The sequence below is a fragment of the Stenotrophomonas sp. Steno-Z10-HUANG genome (genome assembly GCF_056393075.1).
On the sequence record NZ_JBWJPA010000001.1, the window covers coordinates 294569 to 314903 of the forward strand.

16 protein-coding genes are annotated in these 20335 nt (G+C 68.5%); 1 reads left to right on the forward strand and 15 read right to left on the reverse strand.

All coding sequences use genetic code 11. The features are described 5' to 3' along the window. Positions 1-73 precede the first annotated feature (73 nt). From AC06E6_RS01360 to AC06E6_RS01410, 11 genes are all read right to left on the reverse strand, one after another. On the reverse strand, positions 74-1351 hold the full coding sequence (locus tag AC06E6_RS01360) for a RelA/SpoT domain-containing protein (protein ID WP_478060031.1): 1278 nt from the start codon (positions 1349-1351) through the stop codon (positions 74-76). Positions 1352-1649: 298 nt separating this feature from the next. After that, complete coding sequence (gene gdhA / locus AC06E6_RS01365; RefSeq protein ID WP_478060033.1) at positions 1650-2993, reverse strand: NADP-specific glutamate dehydrogenase; 1344 nt, start codon at positions 2991-2993, stop codon at positions 1650-1652. A gap of 81 nt (positions 2994-3074) precedes the next feature. Next, positions 3075-4136, reverse strand: a complete 1062-nt coding sequence (gene leuB, locus AC06E6_RS01370) for a 3-isopropylmalate dehydrogenase (RefSeq protein WP_478060035.1) — start codon at positions 4134-4136, stop codon at positions 3075-3077. Positions 4137-4208: 72 nt separating this feature from the next. Next, complete coding sequence (gene leuD, locus AC06E6_RS01375) at positions 4209-4787, reverse strand: 3-isopropylmalate dehydratase small subunit (RefSeq protein ID WP_182335203.1); 579 nt, start codon at positions 4785-4787, stop codon at positions 4209-4211. After that, positions 4787-6205: a 3-isopropylmalate dehydratase large subunit gene (gene leuC, locus AC06E6_RS01380; protein WP_478060036.1), complete on the reverse strand. Its 1419-nt coding sequence runs from the start codon at positions 6203-6205 to the stop codon at positions 4787-4789. The genes leuD and leuC overlap by 1 nt, the downstream gene beginning before the upstream one ends. A 38-nt stretch (positions 6206-6243) precedes the next feature. Beyond that, a complete protein-coding gene (locus AC06E6_RS01385) occupies positions 6244-7797 on the reverse strand; it encodes a 2-isopropylmalate synthase (protein ID WP_478060037.1) in 1554 nt (517 codons plus the stop codon). Further along, the gene (locus AC06E6_RS01390) at positions 7794-8843 is read right to left on the reverse strand and encodes a threonine dehydratase (protein ID WP_427853156.1); all 1050 of its coding nucleotides are present in this window, start codon (positions 8841-8843) and stop codon (positions 7794-7796) included. The genes AC06E6_RS01385 and AC06E6_RS01390 overlap by 4 nt, the downstream gene beginning before the upstream one ends. A 159-nt stretch (positions 8844-9002) precedes the next feature. Next, positions 9003-9260 carry an ACT domain-containing protein gene (locus AC06E6_RS01395; RefSeq protein WP_293765111.1) on the reverse strand — a complete coding sequence of 86 codons (258 nt, stop codon included), beginning with the start codon at positions 9258-9260 and terminating at the stop codon, positions 9003-9005. Further along, positions 9244-10971, reverse strand: coding sequence for an acetolactate synthase 2 catalytic subunit (gene ilvG / locus AC06E6_RS01400; protein WP_478060039.1), 1728 nt, complete (start codon positions 10969-10971; stop codon positions 9244-9246). The genes AC06E6_RS01395 and ilvG overlap by 17 nt, the downstream gene beginning before the upstream one ends. Positions 10972-11016: 45 nt before the next feature. After that, complete coding sequence (ilvC, locus tag AC06E6_RS01405; protein ID WP_240213465.1) at positions 11017-11991, reverse strand: ketol-acid reductoisomerase; 975 nt, start codon at positions 11989-11991, stop codon at positions 11017-11019. 53 nt (positions 11992-12044) lie between these two features. Beyond that, positions 12045-12260 carry a hypothetical protein gene (locus tag AC06E6_RS01410; protein ID WP_478060041.1) on the reverse strand — a complete coding sequence of 72 codons (216 nt, stop codon included), beginning with the start codon at positions 12258-12260 and terminating at the stop codon, positions 12045-12047. A gap of 553 nt (positions 12261-12813) precedes the next feature. Here AC06E6_RS01410 and AC06E6_RS01415 point away from each other — a divergent pair. Next, a complete protein-coding gene (locus AC06E6_RS01415) occupies positions 12814-13632 on the forward strand; it encodes an AfsR/SARP family transcriptional regulator (RefSeq protein WP_478060043.1) in 819 nt (272 codons plus the stop codon). Between the two features lie 248 nt (positions 13633-13880). Here AC06E6_RS01415 and AC06E6_RS01420 read toward each other — a convergent pair whose 3' ends face one another. From AC06E6_RS01420 to AC06E6_RS01435, 4 genes are read right to left on the reverse strand one after another with little or no spacing between them, the layout of a single operon-like run. Further along, positions 13881-15218 (reverse strand): type II secretion system protein, encoded by a 1338-nt coding sequence (locus AC06E6_RS01420; protein WP_478060045.1) that lies wholly within the window; start codon positions 15216-15218, stop codon positions 13881-13883. Then, positions 15215-16315: a prepilin-type N-terminal cleavage/methylation domain-containing protein gene (locus AC06E6_RS01425; protein ID WP_161615245.1), complete on the reverse strand. Its 1101-nt coding sequence runs from the start codon at positions 16313-16315 to the stop codon at positions 15215-15217. The genes AC06E6_RS01420 and AC06E6_RS01425 overlap by 4 nt, the downstream gene beginning before the upstream one ends. Beyond that, a complete protein-coding gene (locus AC06E6_RS01430) occupies positions 16312-19533 on the reverse strand; it encodes a hypothetical protein (RefSeq protein WP_478060047.1) in 3222 nt (1073 codons plus the stop codon). The genes AC06E6_RS01425 and AC06E6_RS01430 overlap by 4 nt, the downstream gene beginning before the upstream one ends. 43 nt (positions 19534-19576) lie before the next feature. Next, the gene (locus tag AC06E6_RS01435) at positions 19577-20329 is read right to left on the reverse strand and encodes a type II secretion system protein (RefSeq protein WP_478060048.1); all 753 of its coding nucleotides are present in this window, start codon (positions 20327-20329) and stop codon (positions 19577-19579) included. Positions 20330-20335: the final 6 nt, after the last annotated feature.

Below are 20335 nucleotides of genomic sequence, written 5' to 3' on the forward strand. Positions count from 1 at the left end.
CAATAGGGTCTGGCGCTTGGGATAAGCCGCGCTGCGAAGCGGCGTCGGCTTGAACGAGTTGTTAGCTGCTAACTTATGAAACAAGCTTGTCAATCTCTGGTCTAGCCTTGATGTTCAAGGAGACTGGGCCAGAAGCCGATTCTCGCAAAACGAGACCCTGTTGAACGAGCTTGTCTAATGTTGCGTCTAGATTCTTGACGCCTTTGCAAAAATGATTTCGGAGCGTCTCTTGAGCGACGGTTTTTTGGCCCCAGAAATGCTTTGTATAGAGCTTGAGCAAGACTTGGCGGCCAGAGACATCGATTGCGCCCATACTCTCAAAGCCTTGAATTGAATCGTCAAGGCTTTCTAGGATCTTGTCGTAGTCTTCAATCCCAAAGTAGTGGCTATGGGTCTTTCTGACGGTGGCTACCCGAGAAGAGCCAATGAGGACAACCTCAAAGTTTCTCTCAACCGGGAACTGATTTTCGTAGCGCACATAAGCTTCGATTGCTTCATCAGGTGTTTTCCCGACGATGTCCCAGCTTACGAACTGGCCAGTGTTCCAGTCGAAGACGATGATCCAGTTGTTTATGGGGCTGGCACTACGCTTTTCTTTCTCTGTCAGTGTAAGAATGATGTCTTCATTTACATGGCTGTCTATGGCGTTTGTGGGATTTCCAGTCCGAATAATGCTCTCTGCATCGCTCTTTGCTACATCTATTTCAAGTCGAGAGCGGGCGGATGGTGTTCTGCCCGACTCAATTTCAAAGAATGCATCCGACAGCTTTTGGAAATAGGAGATGACAACGGGGTCGCCTTCTCCTTCTTTTAGGTGATGGCCGTAAATAACGGAAGTTCGTTCAATGCTCTCTGCCCAGTAGTGTTGAATCCGGCTCCTCACCTGAAGTTCTAGTTTCTTTTCATTCCTTTCGAGGAGTAAGTGGACAGAACGGTAGCCGGTGATGTCTCGCCCCTTCTCGCGATAGTCAGTGACCCTTTTCAGCTTCAGGTCATCAGTTTTTTCAATCTTGTCCTTCAAAAATTGGACAAGTTGATCTACGAGGTCGTTCTTCTCAACAATAATTCTGCAGCCGCCTATGTCTTGCAGCTGAGTAAGTCGAACGCTAAGTCGATTTAGCTTGCGAATGATTTGAGGCTTACGCTTTAGACGCTGTGCGATGTAATAGTCGTGACCGTACTCGTTAAGCCATGCTTGTAACTCAAGGGTTGTTTCTGAGAGTGGCTCTAGATGCGATTTGCGGTACTCATCGAATGCTTCTTCCAATGCCACCATGTCTTCAACATCTCGAAAGCTGTCTTTCGCAAGTGCGGCTCCAGCCCGATCAATTGTGCTTCTCGTGAGTGCCAATGAACTTCTCCTCGCAGTTAACGCCTATTCGACCGCCTAATCGCGGAGCTACCCCAGTCTCCCGCTTTCCGGCGCTAATGTGAAGATGGAGTGATGCCGAAAGGTCAATGGCTTTGGTAAAGATTTGGGGCGTGGGTCACTCCCGAGCCTGATGACAGACGCCGCGCGTTCGCGACCATATCAATTACTCCCGAACTGCGCCGCATAGCGCAAGCTTTCGTGCGCTTGAAGGAGGCGAATTGTTTGTAGCTGTGGGCGGGTATCCCTTCTTCCCGGTGGAAGAAGGAACCAGCAAACCTCAATACAACCCCTGCGCCAACATCGCATCGGCCACCTTCACGAACCCCGCGATATTCGCGCCGTCAACATAGTTGACGCTGCCGTCCGCGCGCTTGCCGTGCTGCACGCAGTTGGCGTGGATCTCCTTCATGATCACGTGCAGGCGTTCGTCCACGTCGGCGTGGCGCCAGGACAGGCGCAATGCGTTCTGGCTCATTTCCAGGCCGGAGGTGGCGACGCCGCCGGCGTTGCTGGCCTTGCCGGGGGCGTACAGGGTGCCGGCCTTCAGGAACACGTCCACCGCTTCCAGGGTGGAGGGCATGTTGGCGCCTTCGGCCACGCACAGGGCGCCGTTGTGCACGAGGGTGCGGGCGTCGCTTTCGTCCAGTTCGTTCTGGGTGGCGCAGGGCAGGGCGATGTCGGCCGGGATGTGCCAGGGGCGGCGGCCTTCGAGGAATTCAAAGCGCTTGTCGCCGGCCAGCTCGGCCAGGCGGCCGCGGCGTTCGTTCTTCAGCGCCATCACCTCCTGCATCGCCTGTTCGTCGAAGCCGTCGCGGGCATAGAGGGTGCCGCCGGAGTCGGAGAAGGTGAGCACCTTGCCGCCGAGTTCGGCGGCCTTGAGCGCGGCGAACTGGGCCACGTTGCCGGAGCCGGAGATCAGTACCCTGGCGCCGTGGGTTTCGCGGCGGGCGTGGTGCAGCATCTGTTCGACGAAGTAGACGGTGCCGTAGCCGGTGGCTTCCGGGCGCATCAGGCTGCCGCCGTAGGCCAGGCCCTTGCCGGTGAATACGCAGGCGGCGTCGTTGCTGAGTTTCTTCATCATGCCGGCCATGAAGCCGACCTCACGCGCGCCCACGCCGATGTCGCCGGCCGGCACGTCGGTGTCCGCGCCGAGGTGGCGGTAAAGTTCCAGCATCAGCGCCTGGCAGAAGCGCATCACCTCGCCCTCGCTCTTGCCCTTGGGGTCGAAGTCCGCGCCGCCCTTGCCGCCGCCCATGGGCAGGGTGGTCAGCGCGTTCTTGAAGGTCTGCTCGAAGGCCAGGAACTTCAGGATCGACAGGTTCACCGAGGGGTGGAAGCGCATGCCGCCCTTGAACGGGCCGATGGCCGCGCTGTGCTGCACGCGGAAAGCGCGGTTGACGTGGGTGCGGCCGCTGTCGTCGGCCCAGGCCACGCGGAACTGGATGACCCGTTCCGGTTCCACCAGGCGTTCGAGCAGGCCATGCCGCGCGTACTGCGGGTGCTGCTGCAGGAACGGCCAGAGGCTGAGGGTGACTTCCTTGACCGCCTGCAGGAACTCGGGCTGGTCAGGGTCGCGGCGGGCGACGTACGCAAGGAACGCGTCGGGACTGCGGTGGTTCAAGGGCATTCCTCCTGAAGGTGGGGAAAGGACAACAACAGGACAGCCATAACGAAAAACGCGGCCCGGGGGCCGCGTCGTGGGTCATTGCAGGCGGGCGAGCACCGCCTGCGCCGCCTGGGATGTGGAAAGCGCTCGTCCCTGCGCGGCCAGGTCGGTGGTGAACAGGCCGTCGTCCAGCGCGGCGGCCACCGCCTGCTCGACGGCGGCGGCTTCGGCCTCCAGCCCCAGCGAGTGGCGCAGCAGCATGGCCGCGCTGAGGATGGTGGCGTAGGGGTTGGCGATGCCCTTGCCGGCGATGTCCGGCGCCGAGCCGTGGATCGGCTCGAAGATGCCCACCTTGCCCTGTTCGCCCAGCGAGGCGGACGGCAGCAGGCCCAGCGAGCCGGCCAGCATCGAGGCCTCGTCGGTGAGGATGTCGCCGAACATGTTTTCGGTGACGATCACGTCGTAGGCGCGCGGCTTGGCGATCAGGTGCATGGCCATGGAATCGACCAGCTGGTGTTCCAGTTCCACGTCGGGGAATTCCTCGCGGCCGATGCGCGCGGCCACGTCGCGCCACAGCCGTGAGGTTTCCAGCACGTTGGCCTTGTCCACCGAGGTCAGCCTGCCGCGGCGCTGCCGGGCCAGGCGGAAGGCGCTGCGCAGCACGCGCTCGATCTCGGCCACGGTGTAGCGGCACAGGTCGCTGGCGCTGTCGGCGTCGCGGGTCTTGTCGCCGAAGTAGATGCCGCCGGTCAGTTCGCGCACCACCACGAAGTCCACGTCGGCGAGCAGTTCGGGCTTGATCGGCGAGGCGTGCAGCGCGGCCGGGTGGGTGCGCACCGGGCGCAGGTTGGCGAACAGGCCCAGCGCCTTGCGGATGGCCAGCAGGCCCTGTTCCGGGCGCACCTTGGCGTTGGGGTCGGACCACTTGGGCCCGCCGACGGCGCCGAGCAGCACGGCGTCGGCCCTGCTGCACGCGTCCAGGGTGGCGGCCGGCAGCGGCTCGCCGTGGTTGTCGATGGCGATGCCGCCGATATCGTGCTCGGCGAAAGTGAAGTCATGGCCGAAGCGCGCGGCGATGGCCTTGAGCACGTCCACCGCGGCGACGGTGATCTCGGGGCCGATGCCGTCACCCGGCAGTACGACGATGTTGGCTTGCATGGGGGTTCCGGTTGTCCTGTTGCTGTCGTTCGGCCCGGCACCCGTGGCGGCGGGTGCGGGCGGTAGGGGGCGTCACGCTGCGCGCGCGGCCTCGTAGCGTTCGATCTCGTCCACGCGGCCAAGCAGCCAGCCCAGCTGGTCTACGCCTTCCAGCAGGCAGGTCTGCGAGAAGCCGTCCAGCGGGAAGGCGTACACCTTGCCGGCGGGGGTTCGCAGTTCGCGCGCGGCCACGTCGATGGTCAGCTCGTCGTCCGGGCGCTGCATCAGTTCCTGCACGTCGGCTTCGTCCAGCACGATCGGCAGCAGGCCGTTCTTCAGCGCATTGCCGCGGAAGATGTCGGCGATCTCGCTGCTGACGATGGCGCGCAGGCCCAGGTCGGTCAGCGCCCACGGCGCGTGCTCGCGCGAGGAGCCGCAGCCGAAGTTGCGCCCGGCCAGCAGGATCGAGCGGCCGGCGTTCTGCGGCTGGTTGAAGGCGAATGCCGGGTTCGGCGTGCCGTCGGCCTGCCAGCGCCAGTCGTTGAACGCGTTCTTGCCCAGGCCGGCACGCTCGGTGGTGGACAGGAACCGCGCCGGGATGATCTGGTCGGTGTCGATGTTGGTCTGGCGCAGCACCACGCTGCGCGAGCTCAGGGTACGGAAACCGGCCATCACGCCACCTCCTGGTCGAACAGTTCACGCACGTCGGCGACCTTGCCGTTCACCGCGGCCCAGGCCGCACTCAGCGGCGAGGCCAGCAGGGTGCGCGAGCCCGGGCCCTGGCGGCCCTCGAAATTGCGGTTGCTGGTGCTCACCGCCAGCTGGCCCGGTGCGACCAGGTCGCCGTTCATGGCGATGCACATCGAGCAGCCCGGTTCGCGCCATTCGGCGCCGGCGGCGCGCACGATCTCGTGGATGCCTTCGGCCTCGGCGTCGCGCTTGACGATCTCCGAGCCGGGCACCACCAGCATGCGCACGCCGGCGGCGACGCGGCGGCCACGCAGCACCTGCGCCACCTCGCGCATGTCGCTCAGGCGGCCGTTGGTGCAGGAGCCGACGAACACCACGTCCACCGGCGTGCCGGCCAGCGCGTGGCCGGCTTCGAACTTCATGTAATCCAGGCCCTTCTGCGCGGCGGCGTCGTTGGCGGCCGGGATCGGCGCGTCCACCGCGATGGCGGTGCCCGGGTGCGTGCCCCAGGTCAGGGTGGGGCGGATGTCGGCGGCGTCGATGCGCACTTCCACGTCGAAGCGCGCGCCGTCGTCGCTGTGCAGCGTCTTCCAGTGGGCAACCGCCTTGTCGAACTCGGCGCCCTTGGGGCCGCGCGGGGTGTTGGCGACCCAGTCGAAGGTGGTCTGGTCCGGCGCCACCATGCCGGCGCGGGCGCCGGCCTCGATGGACATGTTGCACAGGGTCATGCGCTGTTCCATGTCCATCGCGGCGATGGTGGAACCGCGGAACTCCAGCACGTGGCCGGTGCCGCCGTTGACCCCGATCACGCCGATGATGTGCAGCACCACGTCCTTGGCGCCGACGCCCGGCGCCAGTTCGCCGTCAACGGTGATCGCCATAGTTTTGGCCTTGCGCTGCAGCAGGCACTGCGTGGCCAGCACGTGGCCCACTTCGCTGGTGCCGATGCCGAAGGCCAGCGCGCCGAACGCGCCGTGGGTGGAGGTGTGGCTGTCGCCACAGACAATCGTCATGCCCGGCTGGGTGAAGCCCTGCTCCGGGGCGATCACGTGGACGATGCCGCGGCTGCTGGAGGCCATGTCGAACAGCTCGATGCCGTATTCGGCGCAGTTCCGGGCCAGCATTTGTACCTGCGCCTCGGAGGCCTTGCTTGCATACGGCAGTCTGCCGTCGGCGCCGGCCGGCAGGGTCGGCGTGGAGTGGTCCATGGTCGCCTTGGTGCGGTCCGGGCGGCGCGGCTTCAGTCCGCGCTCGCGCAGCTCGGTGAACGCCTGCGGCGAGGTGACTTCGTGGATCAGGTGCAGGTCGATGTACAGCACGGCCGGCGCGCTGTCGCTTTCGGGGACGACGACGTGCGCGTCCCACAGTTTGTCGTACAGGGTCTTGGGTGCGGAGCTCATTGCGTGTTGGTTCCGTTGCCTATGCGGGGCCGTCGCGCTCAGGCGCTGACGGCTTCCTGGGTCTTGTTGCCTTCGCGCTGGCGCAGCAGGCGGTTGGTGACGTCCAGCCAGGCCAGCGCGCTGGCCTCGATGATGTCACGGCTGGTGCCGGTACCTTCGTAGATATTGCCCTCGTGGCGCACGCCCAGGTTGGCCTCGCCGCGCGCGTCGGCGCCGATGCCGACGCTGTGCACGTGGTAGCTGTCCAGGGTCAGCTGCACGCCGGTGGCGGCCGACAGCGCCGAGAACAGTGCATCCACCGGGCCGTCGCCCTGCGCGGTTTCGGCCACGCGGTTGCCTTCCGGGTCGGACAGTTCGACCAGCGCATTGGCGCGGCTGCCGACGTCGCTGATGGTCATCGACGCCAGGCGGTAGCCGTCGCCGCCCGAGTTGCCCTGCATCAGGGTCTGCAGGTCGGCGTCGGTGACCACGCGCTGCTGCTCGCACAGCGCTTTGAACTGGTCGAACACCAGCTTCAGCTCTTCCTCTTCCAGCCAGTAGCCCAGCGCACGCAGGCGCGCCTCGACCGCGGCGCGGCCGCTGTGGCGGCCCAGCACCATCTGCGAGGACTCCCAGCCCACGTCTTCCGGACGCATGATCTCGTAGGTGTTGCGGTTACGCAGCATGCCGTGCTGGTGGATGCCCGACTCGTGCGCGAACGCGTTGGCGCCGACGATGGCCTTGTTGCGCTGGACCGGCATGCCCACCAACCGCCGCAGCAGCTGCGAGGTCGGCACGATGCGGCGGGTGTCAAAGCCCGTGTCGAAGTTGTAGAACGCGTTGCGCACCTTCAGCACCATGGCGATCTCCTCCAGCGCGCAGTTGCCGGCGCGCTCGCCGATGCCGTTGATGGACCCTTCCACCTGGCGCGCGCCGCCTTCGATGGCGGCCAGCGAGTTGGCCACGGCCAGGCCCAGGTCGTTGTGGCAGTGGGCGCTGAAGATGACCTTGTCGGCGCCGGCGGCATTGCCGATGACGTGCCGGAACATCGCGCGGATCTCGTCCGGGGTGGTGAAGCCCACGGTGTCGGGCAGGTTGATGGTGCGGGCGCCGGCGGCGATGGCGACCTGCGCCACTTCGGTCAGGAACTCCAGCTCGGTGCGGGTGGCGTCCTCGGCCGAGAACTCGACGTCGTCGATGTAGCCGCGCGCCATGCTCACATGCTTGTGTACCGATTCGAGCACCTGCTCCCGGCTCATGCGCAGCTTGTGTTCGCGGTGCAGCGGGCTGGTGGACAGGAACACGTGCAGGCGCGGCCGCGCCGCCGCCTCCAGCGCCCTGGCCGAGGTCTCGATGTCGCCGGGCAGGCAGCGCGACAGCACCGCCAGCACCGGGTCGCGTATTTCGCGGCCGATCAGCGCCATGGCCTCGCGGTCGGATTGGGAACTTGCCGGGAAGCCGGTTTCGATCACGTCCATGCCCAGCTCGGCCAGGGCGCGCGCCATCACCAGCTTCTGCGGTGGGGTCATGCTGCAGCCCGGTGACTGTTCGCCATCGCGCAGGGTCGTGTCGAAGATGGTAATTCGCGGGGTGTTGATGGTTGGAGTAGTCACCAGAGGGTCTCCTCGACAGCGGGTGCGATGATGTTGGGGTGTTCGTTTCGGGAGGGCCGCGGCGCGTTGGGGGCGACGCGGCTTCTAAGTCGTTCGGCGTTGCGCCGGCGCGGTTTGCGCGGCGGGCTGGGGCGCACTTCGGACAGCAGCGTGGACAGCACGGTGGCGTCGATGTTGCCGCCGGACACCACCGCGCACTTGCGCTTGCCGGCGACGCGGCGGCCGGCGGCCAGCGCCAGCGCGCCGGCGCCTTCGGCGATGACGTGTTCCTCCAGCGCCAGCCGCACCAGGGTTTCGCGCAGTTCGGCTTCGCGCACGATGACCACGTCGTCGAGCAGGTTGGCGCACAGGCGGCGGGTGAGGAAACCGGGGATCTTGACCTTGACGCCGTCGGCCAGGGTGGCGACCGGGGCGATTTCGCGCACGTCGCCCTTGATCGCGCGCGCCATCGAATCCACGCCCTCGACCTGGGCGCCGATGATGCGCACGCCCTGCGACTTCAGCGCCAGCGCCACGCCCGAGGCCAGGCCGCCGCCGCCGATCGGCACGATCACCACGTCCGGTGCGTGCGGGGCGAGTTCGATGCCCAGCGTGCCCTGGCCGGCGATCACGTCCGGGTCGTCGAACGCGGACAGGAAGCGGTAGCCGTTCTGCTCGGCCAGCTCGCGGGCGAACGCATAGGCCTCGTCGTAGCTGTTGCCGTGCTGGCGCACGGTGGCGCCCCAGTGCTGCACGCCGGCGATCTTGGTGGCCGGTGCGCCGTGCGGCATCACCGTGATGGCCTGCACGCCGAGCCGGAACGAGGCCCAGGCCACGCCCTGGGCGTGGTTGCCGGCCGAGGCGCAGATCACCGGGCGTTCGTCGCCGCGTTCCAGGGCGGCCAGCATTGCGTTCAGCGCGCCGCGCACCTTGTAGGAGCCGGTGCGCTGCAGGTTCTCCAGCTTGAGCCAGGTGCCGAAGCGCTCGGCGTAGTGCAGCGGGGTGGGCGGCAGGAAGCGCCGCAGCCGCGCCTGCGCGGCCAGCACGTCGGCGACGCTGACGTTGATCGCGCCGGTGTCCACGGCGGCGACGACGGGGCGGCCAAGGTCAGGCATGTACGTGGCCAAGGCCCGGGGCGTGCGGTGGGCGTCGAAGAAGACGCCTCCGCGCGCGGACCCTGCCCCGCGCGGGACAGGGCAGGCGCCGTACGTCGCCTACGTCGGGATTCATGCCGCCACCCCGGCCGGTTCCAGCGCCACGATCCGCACCGATTCGCAGTCGTAGACCTTTTCCAGCTGCCGGCACAGGGTTTCCGGCGGGCGCTCGCCGCTGACTTCCAGCTGCACGTGCCAGCGGCCGGCGTCGGCGGGCTGGCGGCTGCCGGCGATGTTGCAGGGCGCGAAGCCCCGGCGCTCGACCATGCCCAGCACGCGCAGCAGCGCGCCTTCGGCGGGGGTCAGCACCAGGTCAAGCCGGTATTGCATTGGAACTCTCCTGCGTTGCCTTGGCATGGGCGGGGTTGCCTTCCAGCATGGTGCTGTTGGCGTTGTTCGGCGGCACCAGCGGCCACACGTTGGCGCGCGCGTCGATGGCCACGTGCAGCAGCGCCGGGCCGGGGGTGTCGAGCAGCGCGGCCAGCGCGTCCTCGACGTCGGCGCGCTGGGTGATGCGCGTGGCCGGGATGCCGAACACCTGCGCCAGCGTGGCGAAGTCCGGGTTGTCGGACAGGTCGATCTCGCTGTAGCGCTCGGCGAAGAACAGTTCCTGCCACTGCCGCACCATGCCCAGCGAGGCGTTGTCCAGCAGCACGATCTTCACCGGCAGGCGGCAGCGGGCGATGGTCGCAAGCTCCTGCACGTTCATCATGAAACTGCCGTCGCCGGAGACCAGCACCACGGTGCGGTCCGGGCAGGCGAACTGCGCGCCCATCGCCGCCGGCAGGCCGAAGCCCATGGTGCCCAGCGCGCCGGAAGTCAGGTGGTTGCGCGGGTGGTTGAAGCGGCAGTGCTGGGCCACCCACATCTGGTGCTGGCCGACGTCGCAGGCGATGACCGTGTCCGGCGGCGCGATCTCGCTCAGCCGCTTGAGCAGCGCCGGGGCGTAGATGTCCTGGCCGGGGGCGTCGTAGCGCGCGGCGAACTTCTCGCGGTTGGCGGCGCAGCGCGCGCGCCAGCCGTTGCAGTTGCCGCGGTTGCCGGACAACGCGCGCAGGCCGGCCTTGAGGTCGCCGGGCAGGGCGATGTCGGCGCCGCGCAGCTTGTCGATCTCGTAGGCGTCGGCATCCAGGTGGATGACCCGCGCGAACGGCGCGAACTCGGCCAGCTTGCCGGTGGCGCGGTCGTCGAAGCGGGCGCCGACCACGATCAGCAGGTCCGACTCCTGCACCGCCATGTTGGCGGCGCGGGTGCCGTGCATGCCCAGCATGCCCAGGTACTGCGGGTGGTTGGCCGGCAGCGCGCCCAGCCCGCGCAGGGTCAGCACGGTGGGGATGCCGGAGGCCTCGACGAAGCGGCGGAAGTCCTCCACCGCGCCGCCCAGGGCGATGCCGCCGCCGCCGTACACCACCGGCTTCTCGGCGGCGGCGATCATCTCCAGCGCCGCGGCCAGGCGCTGCGGGTCCGGCGGCGGCAGCGGGGCAACCGTGGCCGGCACGTGCTCGGGCAGGTGCGAGGCGTCGGCCAGCTGCACGTCCTTGGGCAGGTCGATCAGCACCGGGCCCGGGCGGCCTTCGCGGGCCACACGGAACGCATCGGCCACCACCTGCGGCAGGTCGTCGACGCGGCGCACCAGCCAGCTGTGCTTGACGATGGGCAGGGTCATGCCGAACACGTCCAGCTCCTGGAACGCATCGGTGCCCAGCAGCGGCGTGCCGACCTGTCCGGTCAGGCACACCATCGGTACCGAGTCGAGCATCGCGTCGGCGATGCCGGTGACCAGGTTGGACGCGCCGGGGCCGGAGGTGGCCACGCACACGCCGACCTTGCCGCTGGCGCGGGCGTAGCCGTTGGCGGCCAGCGCCGCGCCCTGCTCATGGCGCACCAGGATGTGCTTGAGGGTGGAATCCACCAATGCGTCGTAGAACGGCATGATGGTGCCGCCCGGGTAGCCGAACAGCGTCTGCACGCCTTCGGCCTCCAGGGCCTGCGTCAACCAGCGTGCGCCATTGCGTGGCGCGCCGTGGACGGGAGTGTTCATGCAGCGACCTTGACCTTTGCTCTGTGCGGGTGGGGGACCGCGCGGTTACGCGTTCTGCGCCTGCAGCCAGACCATCTTGGCGCGCAGCTCCTTGCCGACCTTCTCGATCGGGTGCTCCAGGTCGGCCTGCTTGAACCGGTTGTAGTTCGGCAGCCCGGCTTCGTACTCGGCCACCCAGTTCTTGGTGAAGGTGCCGTTCTGGATGTCGGTGAGCACGTCCTTCATGCGCGCCTTGGTGCTGGCGTCGATCACCCGCGGGCCGCTGACGTAGTCGCCGTACTGCGCGGTCTCGGAGACGAACTCGAGCATGCGGGTGATGCCGCCTTCGTAGAACAGGTCGACGATCAGCTTCAGCTCGTGCAGCACTTCGTAGTAGGCGATCTCCGGCTGGTAACCGGCTTCGACCAGGGTCTCGAAGCCGGCCTGCACCAGCGCCGAGGCGCCGCCGCACAGCACCGCCTGCTCGCCGAACAGGTCGGTTTCGGTCTCTTCCTTGAAGGTGGTCTTGATGATGTTGGCGCGGGCGCCGCCCAGGCCGGCGGCATAGGCCAGCGCGAACTGCTCGGCCTTGCCGCTGCGGTCCTGGTAGACGGCGTAGATGCACGGCACGCCGCGGCCGATCTCGTACTCACGGCGCACCAGCGCGCCCGGGCCCTTGGGCGCCACCAGCACCACGTCCAGGTCCTCGCGCGGGGCGATCATGCCGTAGTGCACGTTCAGGCCGTGGGCGAACAGCAGGCAGGCGCCCTGCTTCATGTTCGGTGCCAGCACGTCCTCGTAGAGCTTCTTCTGCACCATGTCCGGGGTCAGCACCGCGACCAGGTCGGCGTCCTTGACCGCCTCGGCCGGCGTCTTGACCACGAAGCCGTCGGCCTGGGCCTTGGCTTCGGTCGGGCCGCCCGGGCGCAGGCCCACGGTTACCTCGAAGCCCGATTCACGCAGGTTCAGCGCATGCGCGCGGCCTTGGCTGCCGTAACCGATGACGGCGATCTTGATCTGGGGCAGTTCGTTGGAGCTCATGGACTCGGTTCCTTGCAGTGAGAGAGGGAGCGCAAAAGAAAACGGCCGTCGCGTCAGGACGCGGCGGCCGCCGGGGGAGGGATCAGGGCCATGCACGCCGCAGCGGCGCGCATGGCGGCGCGGGTGCTGTGTTTGTGCGTGGCGGTATCGGTGGTGAACATGGTTTCAGTTGAAATGGATGCTGGAAACGAAAAACCCCGCACCGGGGTCGGCGCGGGGTTTTTGATCGAATCTGGCTTTTCTTTGCTACGCGCCAGCTCGTCCCGCACCTGTGGGCTCGGTAATAAGCACGAGTACGAGCAGCGACGCCGCGGCGGTGGCCGGGGTGCGGTTCGAATTGGCGCTGGTGTGGCGTTGCAGCATGGCTCGAGATAACCACGGCACTTTCGGCATTGTCAAGCATGGCGGCCGGTTACCCGCATGTGTCCGGCCGCGGGCGTCGGAAACGGTTGTCACTGCGGCATGGTTGCCGATGAAAGTGGTTTGCCGGGGCTGCGCCAGGGTGCCGCCGACATGCCAGTTGCGCGGATCGCGCCACGCATTGGGGACGCCCGCGCCCGCCGCATGCGCCCACATGCAGACGCGCCAGCGGCGCGGCACGCGTCGCTCCGCGGCCGGATCCGGCTGTCGGTCTGCAGCGGCGTCGACAGCAGGTGAAGAAGCGTGATGGGACGCGGACGGTTTTCACGGTTTTATCAGTGAGGCCCCGAAAAACAGCGGGCCGCCAATCCGAACGCTGGGGAACCACATGAACCGTTTTCTCGCCTGCCATAGGGGGAATGGAAGCCTGTGTCTATCGAACCGCACCGGGGGGACCGGGCCATGAGCGCGTGGCCGGGTAACGCGCAGCCGCTGGTCCGGCTGCTCGGGCAATGCCGCATCGGCGAGGGTGGGCGCCTTGCCTACCGCAAGGGCTGGGCACTGCTGGCCTACCTGGCGGTCGAGCGCCCGCGCGTGCATCGCCGCAGCCGCATCGCGGCGATGCTGTGGCCCGACCTCGCCCCGGGGGCGGCGCTGACCAACCTGCGCCAGGTGCTGGCCGATCTGAACCGCGCGATCGTCGCCGTCGCCGGCGAAGGCGTGCTGCTGATCGACCGCGAGCACGTGCACCTGTGCCCGCAGGCGTCGCAGGGGCTGTTCGACATCGACCTGCTGGAACCGGTACAGAACGCCGGCAGCGCCGCGCGGGAGTGGCTGGAGGACGCCGGCGAACTGCTCGAAGGCGTGGCCCTGGAGCACTGCGACGAATTCTGCGAATGGCTGCCGGGCGCCAGGGCCTGGGCCCTGCAGCGCCTGCTCAAGGCACTGGAGCGCGCGCGCGAGGACGCTACCGCCAGCCAGGACCTGGAGGTCGCGGTGAACCTGTGCCGACGCCACGTGATGCTCGACCCGTGGAACGAATCGCAGCAGCGCAGCCTGATGCGCCTGTACGCGCAGCGTGGTGAACCGGACATGGCCCTGCACTGCTACCGGACGCTGGCCCGCGGGCTGGAGCAGGAACTGGCGGTGGAGCCACAGACGGCGACCCACACGCTGGCGATGGAGATCGCGCAGCGCCATGCGGCCGCGCCATCGCTGCGTGGCTATGGCCGCATCCGCGCGCCGCGCGCGGCACCGCAGGACAAGGCGATGCGTGCCTGAGCCGGGCGCCGGCGCATGACCGCGCCGGCGGTCCGTTACCGGGCACCGTCTACATCCCGGCCGCACCCGCACACAGCGCCGCCATCGTCCGTCGATGGCGGCTTTTTCGTTCCCTGACCTTCCCGTTCGATGACAGGGCGGCATGCGCGCGTGTCCGCCCCGGCACGCGCGCGGACCCGCATGCCGGGGCGGCGGGCAGGCGGGCGGGGCGGGATCGGCCGCCGGCCCGTTGCCTTGGCGCGTCCGGCTCAGGGCCCGGTGTACTGCAGGTTCTTCGCCGCGGTGCGCACGGTGTCGTCGGGGAAGCCGCCGAGCATGTCGGCGCGGCGTGCATTGCTGACGATCTCGATTTCCAGTCGGCGTGCCTCGTCGGGGAAGCGGGCGGCGAACTGGTCGCGGTATTGCCGCGAGGTGGCGGCATAGGTGCCTGCCGCGGCCAGCGCCGCGCCGGCGGCGATGGTGCTGCCGACGGCGGTGCCGATGCTGCCGCCGGCGACGGCCACGCGCCAGTTCCAGCCGCCATAGGTTTCGAACATCTCGGCGATGGTGTCCAGGGTCTCGGAGGTGGTGTTGATCAGGTCGGCGGTGGCGTCGATGAGCGCCACCGAGGCGTTCATGGCTTCGGCCACGCCCAGCTCGACCATGATGTCCAGCTGCACCTCGTGGTTGGCCATGGCCGGCGTGGTCAGGCGCGCGGCCATGGCCACGTTGGCGTGCGCGTACAGCGCCGGGGCGTAGTGCTCGCCGCAGCGCAGGCGGCTCCACAGCTGGTCGATGCCCACCGCCAGCACCTTGTCCTGGTAGTTGTCGGGGCCGCCGCCGGGGCGGCGCGGCGACTGGAACACCGGTGAGGTGGTGTCGTGCGCGGGCGCGAGCGGATCGACCACCGCCAGCGCGTAGGCGACGTTGCCGGCGACCTGCGCCGGCTCCAGCTCGCGCCGGGTGTGTACGTGCTCCGCGCTGGCCGGCAGCATCGCTGCGTTGCGCAGGGCATTGCACAAATCCATGCTGTTCAGGCTGTTCAGTCCGCTGTGCGGCAGGTTGGCGCAATCGACCACGCTGCAGTTGTCCCACGGCTGGAGCTTGCTGAAGGGCACGAACCGCGGCGCGTTGATGGTCACCTGCAGCGGCACCGCCTGGTCCGCGATCTGCGCCAGGTCGGCCGGCAACGCGGTATCCACGTCGGCCACGCGCTGGGCGGCGGTGCTCCAGCCGGCCAACGGCGTGCTGTCGCCGCTGCGGCGCAGGACGCCGTAGCGGATGTTGCCGGCGCGGCGGTCGGGCAGGCTCAGCGTGCGCCAGGGCAGGGTACCGACCTCGCCCTGGGCGCAGTCCTCTCGGCCATCGCTGAGCGGGCTGGCCGGGCAGGGCAGGCGCGCGTGGATGGTGGCATAGCCCAGCACCGCGTCGTCGGCGCGCTGCAGCAGGTCGCGCTGCGCCACCTGGCTGCGCTCGTGCGCGGTGTCGCTCAGCCAGCGGGTGAGCAGGATGCCGATGATGCCGAGGATGACCAGGGCCACGGTCAGTTCGATCAGCGAGAAGCCGCGCTGGCGCGCGCGGGCGTGGGAGATGGCGGTGGGCGTCATGGGTTCAGTCCTGCGCGATCCAGGGTGAGGGCGGTGTCGCGGGCGTCCTGGTAGAGCGTGTCGATCCGCTCCATGAAGTTCCTGACCTGGTCGCGCCGGGTCCTGGCGTCCTCCACCGCATCCTGGGCGTCCTTCAGGGCGATGGCCGCGCTGGCCAGGCTCTTGGCCGCCATGCCCATGGACACCACCGACTTGGCCAGCTGCTTGGCGCCGGCGGCGATGGTCAGCCCGTCCGGCGGCCAGCCCGAGGCCAGCAGGGTGAGGGCGATGGCCTCGTTGGTGATCGACTCGGCCATGGCGTAGACCGCCAGCGCCAGGCTGACGGCGGCCTGGTCGCGGGTGGTTTCGGCGATGTGGATGTCGAACTCGCGGAACTCGAAGTTGAAGCGGGTCAGCTCCAGCGAGCTCCAGGCCGATTGCGCGGCCTGCGCGCTGCCCTGGGCGCGGGCCAGGCGATCGGTGCACGACAGGCGGCTGGCGAGTTCGCCGGGGCCGGCGGCGACCGTGGCCAGGTCGCTGTCGGTGGGGGTGCCGGGCATGGTCTGCGCCGCCGGCTTCCACTGCGCGTCGGCATCGGCGCGGCCGTGCCCGGCCAGCCCGGAATGGCCCAGGTAGTAGGCCACCGGCATGCCCAGCCCGGCCATCGGTATGTCGCTGCGCTGTTCCAGCAGCAACTGCATGCACAGGTCCAGGCCGTTGCTGTTGCCGGTGACCGCCAGCGGATCGGTGGGCGGCAGCAGCGGATCGAAGGCGTTGCCCGGCGCCACCGCCAGCCGCGGTTGCACCTGGTAGTGGATGCGCATGCGGGCGGGCAGCCCGAGCTCGGCCACCGGCAGCCAGCCCACGGCGGCACCGGTGGCGCGGCCGTTGCCGTCGCCGTCGGCCGTGGGCAGGTGCCCGGTACTGCGCATGTAGCCCAGTAGCGCCTGTTCGGCCTGCGCCAGTTCCTGCCGCTGGCGCTCGGCGTCGAGCACCCTGTTGCCGAGCGGCAACAGGCTGACCAGCAGGACCGTCAGCAGCGCGGCGATGGCCAGCGCCACGGCCAGTTCCACCAGGGTGAAGCCGGCGCGGGCCAGGCGGTGCGGGGCGCGGCTCATGGCTGCACCAGCGGCTGCGGGCCGGCCGAGCCGCGCGAGTCGGCCCATTCCAGCGCCGGTTCGGCGCCGAACGCCATCGGGATCTCGTCGCCGCCGCTGACGCTGCCGCTGCGCATGTCCTCGTACTCCTGCTTCAGCTTCTCGTATTGGGCGTAGAGGTCTTCGTAGTGCTTCTTGGCGTTGCTGGCGCCGAGCTTGGCGCGCTTCCAGTCCTCGAACGCGCGGCTGTAGGGATAGCGCTGGCAGTACAGGCCCACCTTGTAGGTGTCGCCCCAGGTGATGCTGCCGGGCCACCACCACTGGCTGCCGTTCCACTGGCGGCTGTTGAAGTACGCGCAGGCGTTCTCCGGGAGCAGTTCATACAGCTGCAGCGTCCCGAACAGCGGCGTGTTCACCGGACTGGTGATCAGCAGTGGCGGGCGGCCGCCGCCGTAGGGTTCGGGCGCGTAGAACGGCAGCCGCCGGTTGGCGGTGCAGGTGCTGTCCACTTCCACCCAGTTGTCCTTCCAGTAGCCGGCGGTCGGTGGGGTGGCGTTGGGATCGCCGGGCACCCAGATCGGTTGGTTCTCCGACTTCTTGCAGGAATACGTATACGTCTCCACGATCGGCGACTGCTTCCAGGCATAGCTGACCGGGTTGTCGTCCTTGTCGCGGGTGATCTCGATGGCCCACTGGAACCAGTCGTAGCCGGCGCCGGTGGGGTACGTCAGCCACGGTGCTTCCTTGCGGTTGATGCGCCCGTTGTAGGCGTTGCGGGCGTTGTCCATGCCCTGCTGCAGCCCGGCCTGTTCGGCCCTGAGCTCGTTGAGCCGGTCCTGCATGTTGGGCTTGCAGACCGCATCCGGCGTGGGGTCGCGCGGGTAGGGTGGCGGCGACAGGGTCTCGACCCAGCCGTAGTTCTTTTCGGCATCGCTGCCATTGCGGTCGGTGCACGCCGCGTCCCGGTAGCGGCCGGTGCCGGGGCTGACCGCCTTGCACTCGCGTACCGGCTCGGGCTTCTGGCAGGTCTCGATGTACAGGACCGTGAGGTTGGCGTTGTCGCACTTCTGCCGGGTCATGGCGGTCTGCGGGCTGGCGCCGCAATGCTGGCTGTCGTCGCGCTGCGCCTTCATCTTCGACAGGATCGAATCGCCGCCGCTGAACCAGCTGTTGAAGTTGTCCTCGCGCAGCTTGATTTCCCGGTCCAGCTCCTCCTTGCGCATGCGCAGGCTGGACCAGTCCTGGGCCAGGGTGCGCAGGGCGATGGCGTCGGTCACCGCCTGGTCCTGGTTGTAGACGTAGTCGGTGATCTCCACCCGGTCGCGGTCGCCCTTGGGGCGGGTGATGGTGATGGTCTGGGTGGCGTCGTTCGGGTCCGGTTCGGTGATGGTCTCGGTGCCGACATGGGTGCACGTGTCGCCATTGAGCACGTACTGTCCGGCGTTGGCCCCGACATAACGGCACTCCACCCGGACCTGGGCCTTGCCGTAACGGCAGTCCTTCCAGTTGCCGTCGCAGATCCGCTGGCGCGTGGCCTCCACGTCGATGCGCTCGACGATGCGGCCGTTCTCGCTCAGGTCGCCATTGCCGGCCACGGCGACGCCCCACGGCGCCAGCCGCCAGGTTTCCAGGGCATCGACCTGCACCTGCAGGGTCTGCCAGCTCTTCCTGGCCTCTTCGGTTTCCTGCTCCAGCCCCTTGCGCGGCGCGCCGGCCTCGTACTCCGGCTCGTACAGCGGGTTGCCGCTGCTGTCGTACATCGGCTTGCCGTCGGCATCGAGCCGCGGGATCGGGTTGCCGTTGGCATCCCGCCGGTAGACGATGCGGTACTTGTCCTTGGGGTCGTCGCCCTCGCGCCAGTCCGGGTTGAGCTCGGTCTTGACCACGCCCTCGTCGTCGCCGCAGTTGCGCGCCCACAGCGTGCATTCCAGTTGCCGGCGGGCTTCTTCGGGGTTGCTGACCGGCGGAATGGCCGATTTGCGCGCCAGGTCGCGCGCCTTGATCGTGGCCGCCAGTGCCGCGCTGACCAGCGGCAGCGAGGCGGCCTTGGCCGCCAGGGTCACGCCCTTGGTACCCAGGCCGACCACCGCGGTGACCACCGCCGAGGTCTTGATCGGCACTTCGGCGCAGGTGGTGCCCAGCGACGCGATGCAGGTGACGATGGCGCGCACCAGCGATACCGAGGAGGTCACCAGCGTGGTGATGTTGTCGGACAGGCTGATGGCGGTGGCCACCAGCTTGAAGATCACCGAGATCTGCGCCTGGACCGCGCCCTGCACGGCCGATTCGGTGGCGTCGATGTTGCTGGCCTGCAGCTCGCCCAGCGCATCGTGCAGGGTCACCGCGGCGGCCAGCACGTCCATGCCGGCCAGCGACACGTTGTAGGGCGTGGCGGTGGCGGCCGCTGCGCCGGGCAGGCCCAGCGGCGTGGCGTAGGCGCGCGCCAGCGGTGCCGGCGTGGCGCCGCCGAGCAGCCGGCAGCCGAGCATCTGCCCGGCGCCGTCGAAGGTGCGCACGCGCACGCGGTCGTCGTAGCCGCCACTCCATTCCTGCCAGGGGGCGGCCATCTGCGCGCCACCGGCGGCGTTGGCATCATCCAGGCGCGACGCCCCGGACTGCGGGCCGGCGGCGGCGATGCCGTAGGCCACGTTCCAGGGCACGCCGGCGCTGCCGGCGCGCAGCGGATCGTGCGGCTGCACCTGCGCCAGCTCCAGCGTGCGGCACAGGTCCAGTCCGTTGACGGCAACGAAGCCGCGACGGCCGGTCTCTTCGCCGTCCTCGTCGCGGGTGATGATCTCGCGCACCCTGCCGTCGGTGAGGGGCGGCTGGTAGGTATTGCCCGGCGCGGTGAGATCCAGGTGGGTGGCCGTGTCGCCGCGATAGACCATGTAGGCCACCGGACCGAAACGCATGCCGTCGCCGGAGGCGCCGAGCAGGGTGCGCGCGGGCAGCCAGCCCTTGGCGTTGCCCGAGGCGCAGTTCTCCTCGCCGTTGGCGGTGTCGGCCGGGCACGGCAGGCGCGCGTGCGCGGCGGCGAAGGCGGCGATCGCCTCGTCCGCCCAGCGCAGCGCCTGCTCTTGGGCCACGGCCTGCGCCGGCGCGCGCTTGGATTGCCACAGCACCGCGCCAGCGGCCAGCGCGCTGCCGACCAGCAGCAGGATCAGCATCACCTGGAGCAGGCCGAAGCCGGATTGCGCGGGGGTCGCGGCCGCGGGTGGAATACGCGTGGGCTGGTTCATGACGGGTGTCCTGAATGGCCGTTGGGGGAAAGCGGAAACGGGGTCACTGGTTCATCCGCAGGTAGCCGGTCATCACCTTGACCAGGCCGTCCTCGCGGCCGTTGCGGGTCTGGGTGTCGTCCTCGGTCCATGGCCGCGGCTGCGATGCGCTGCTGCTGCCGACGGCGACATTGCACAGGCTGCTGCCGCCGCTGTACTTGGGGATGGGCGCCTGCTCGCGCAGGCGGCCGAAGCAGGCGTCGATGCGGCCGTCGATGCGCGCGTCGAGCTGGTTGGCCAGTTCCGGGGTCAGGCCCTTGAGCACCATGATGTTGCGCACCCGCGGCTGGTAGCCGCCGGTGGGCGTGGGCTCGGCCCAGTCGACGACGGTGTCGAAGCACACCTGCAGCTGCTGCGGGTTGCCCTGGCTGTCGCGGTAGACGTAGAACGACTCCATGCCCTCGGCGCGCCCCTGCGGCAGCGCGACGCCGCGTTCGAGCATGGCCTTGCGCAGGGCGAAGTTGCCCGGGTCGTCGCACAGCTCGCGGCCGTTGCGGTCGAGCTGGCCGTTGATGCGGCCGCTGGGGTTGGCCGGGGTATCGCCGGGGACCACGCCGCTCTGCTGCACGTAGCGGTCGTAGGCGACGATCCAGCCCTGCACGAACTCGCTGCCGATGCGTTCGGCCTCGGCGCTGCGGTAGACGTCGCGGCCGACGCTGACCGCGCCGATGATCAGCGCGATGATCACCAGCACCACCGACATCTCCATCAGGGTGAAGCCGGCGGCCGACGGCAGGGGGCGGGTAGGACGGTGCATGACGGG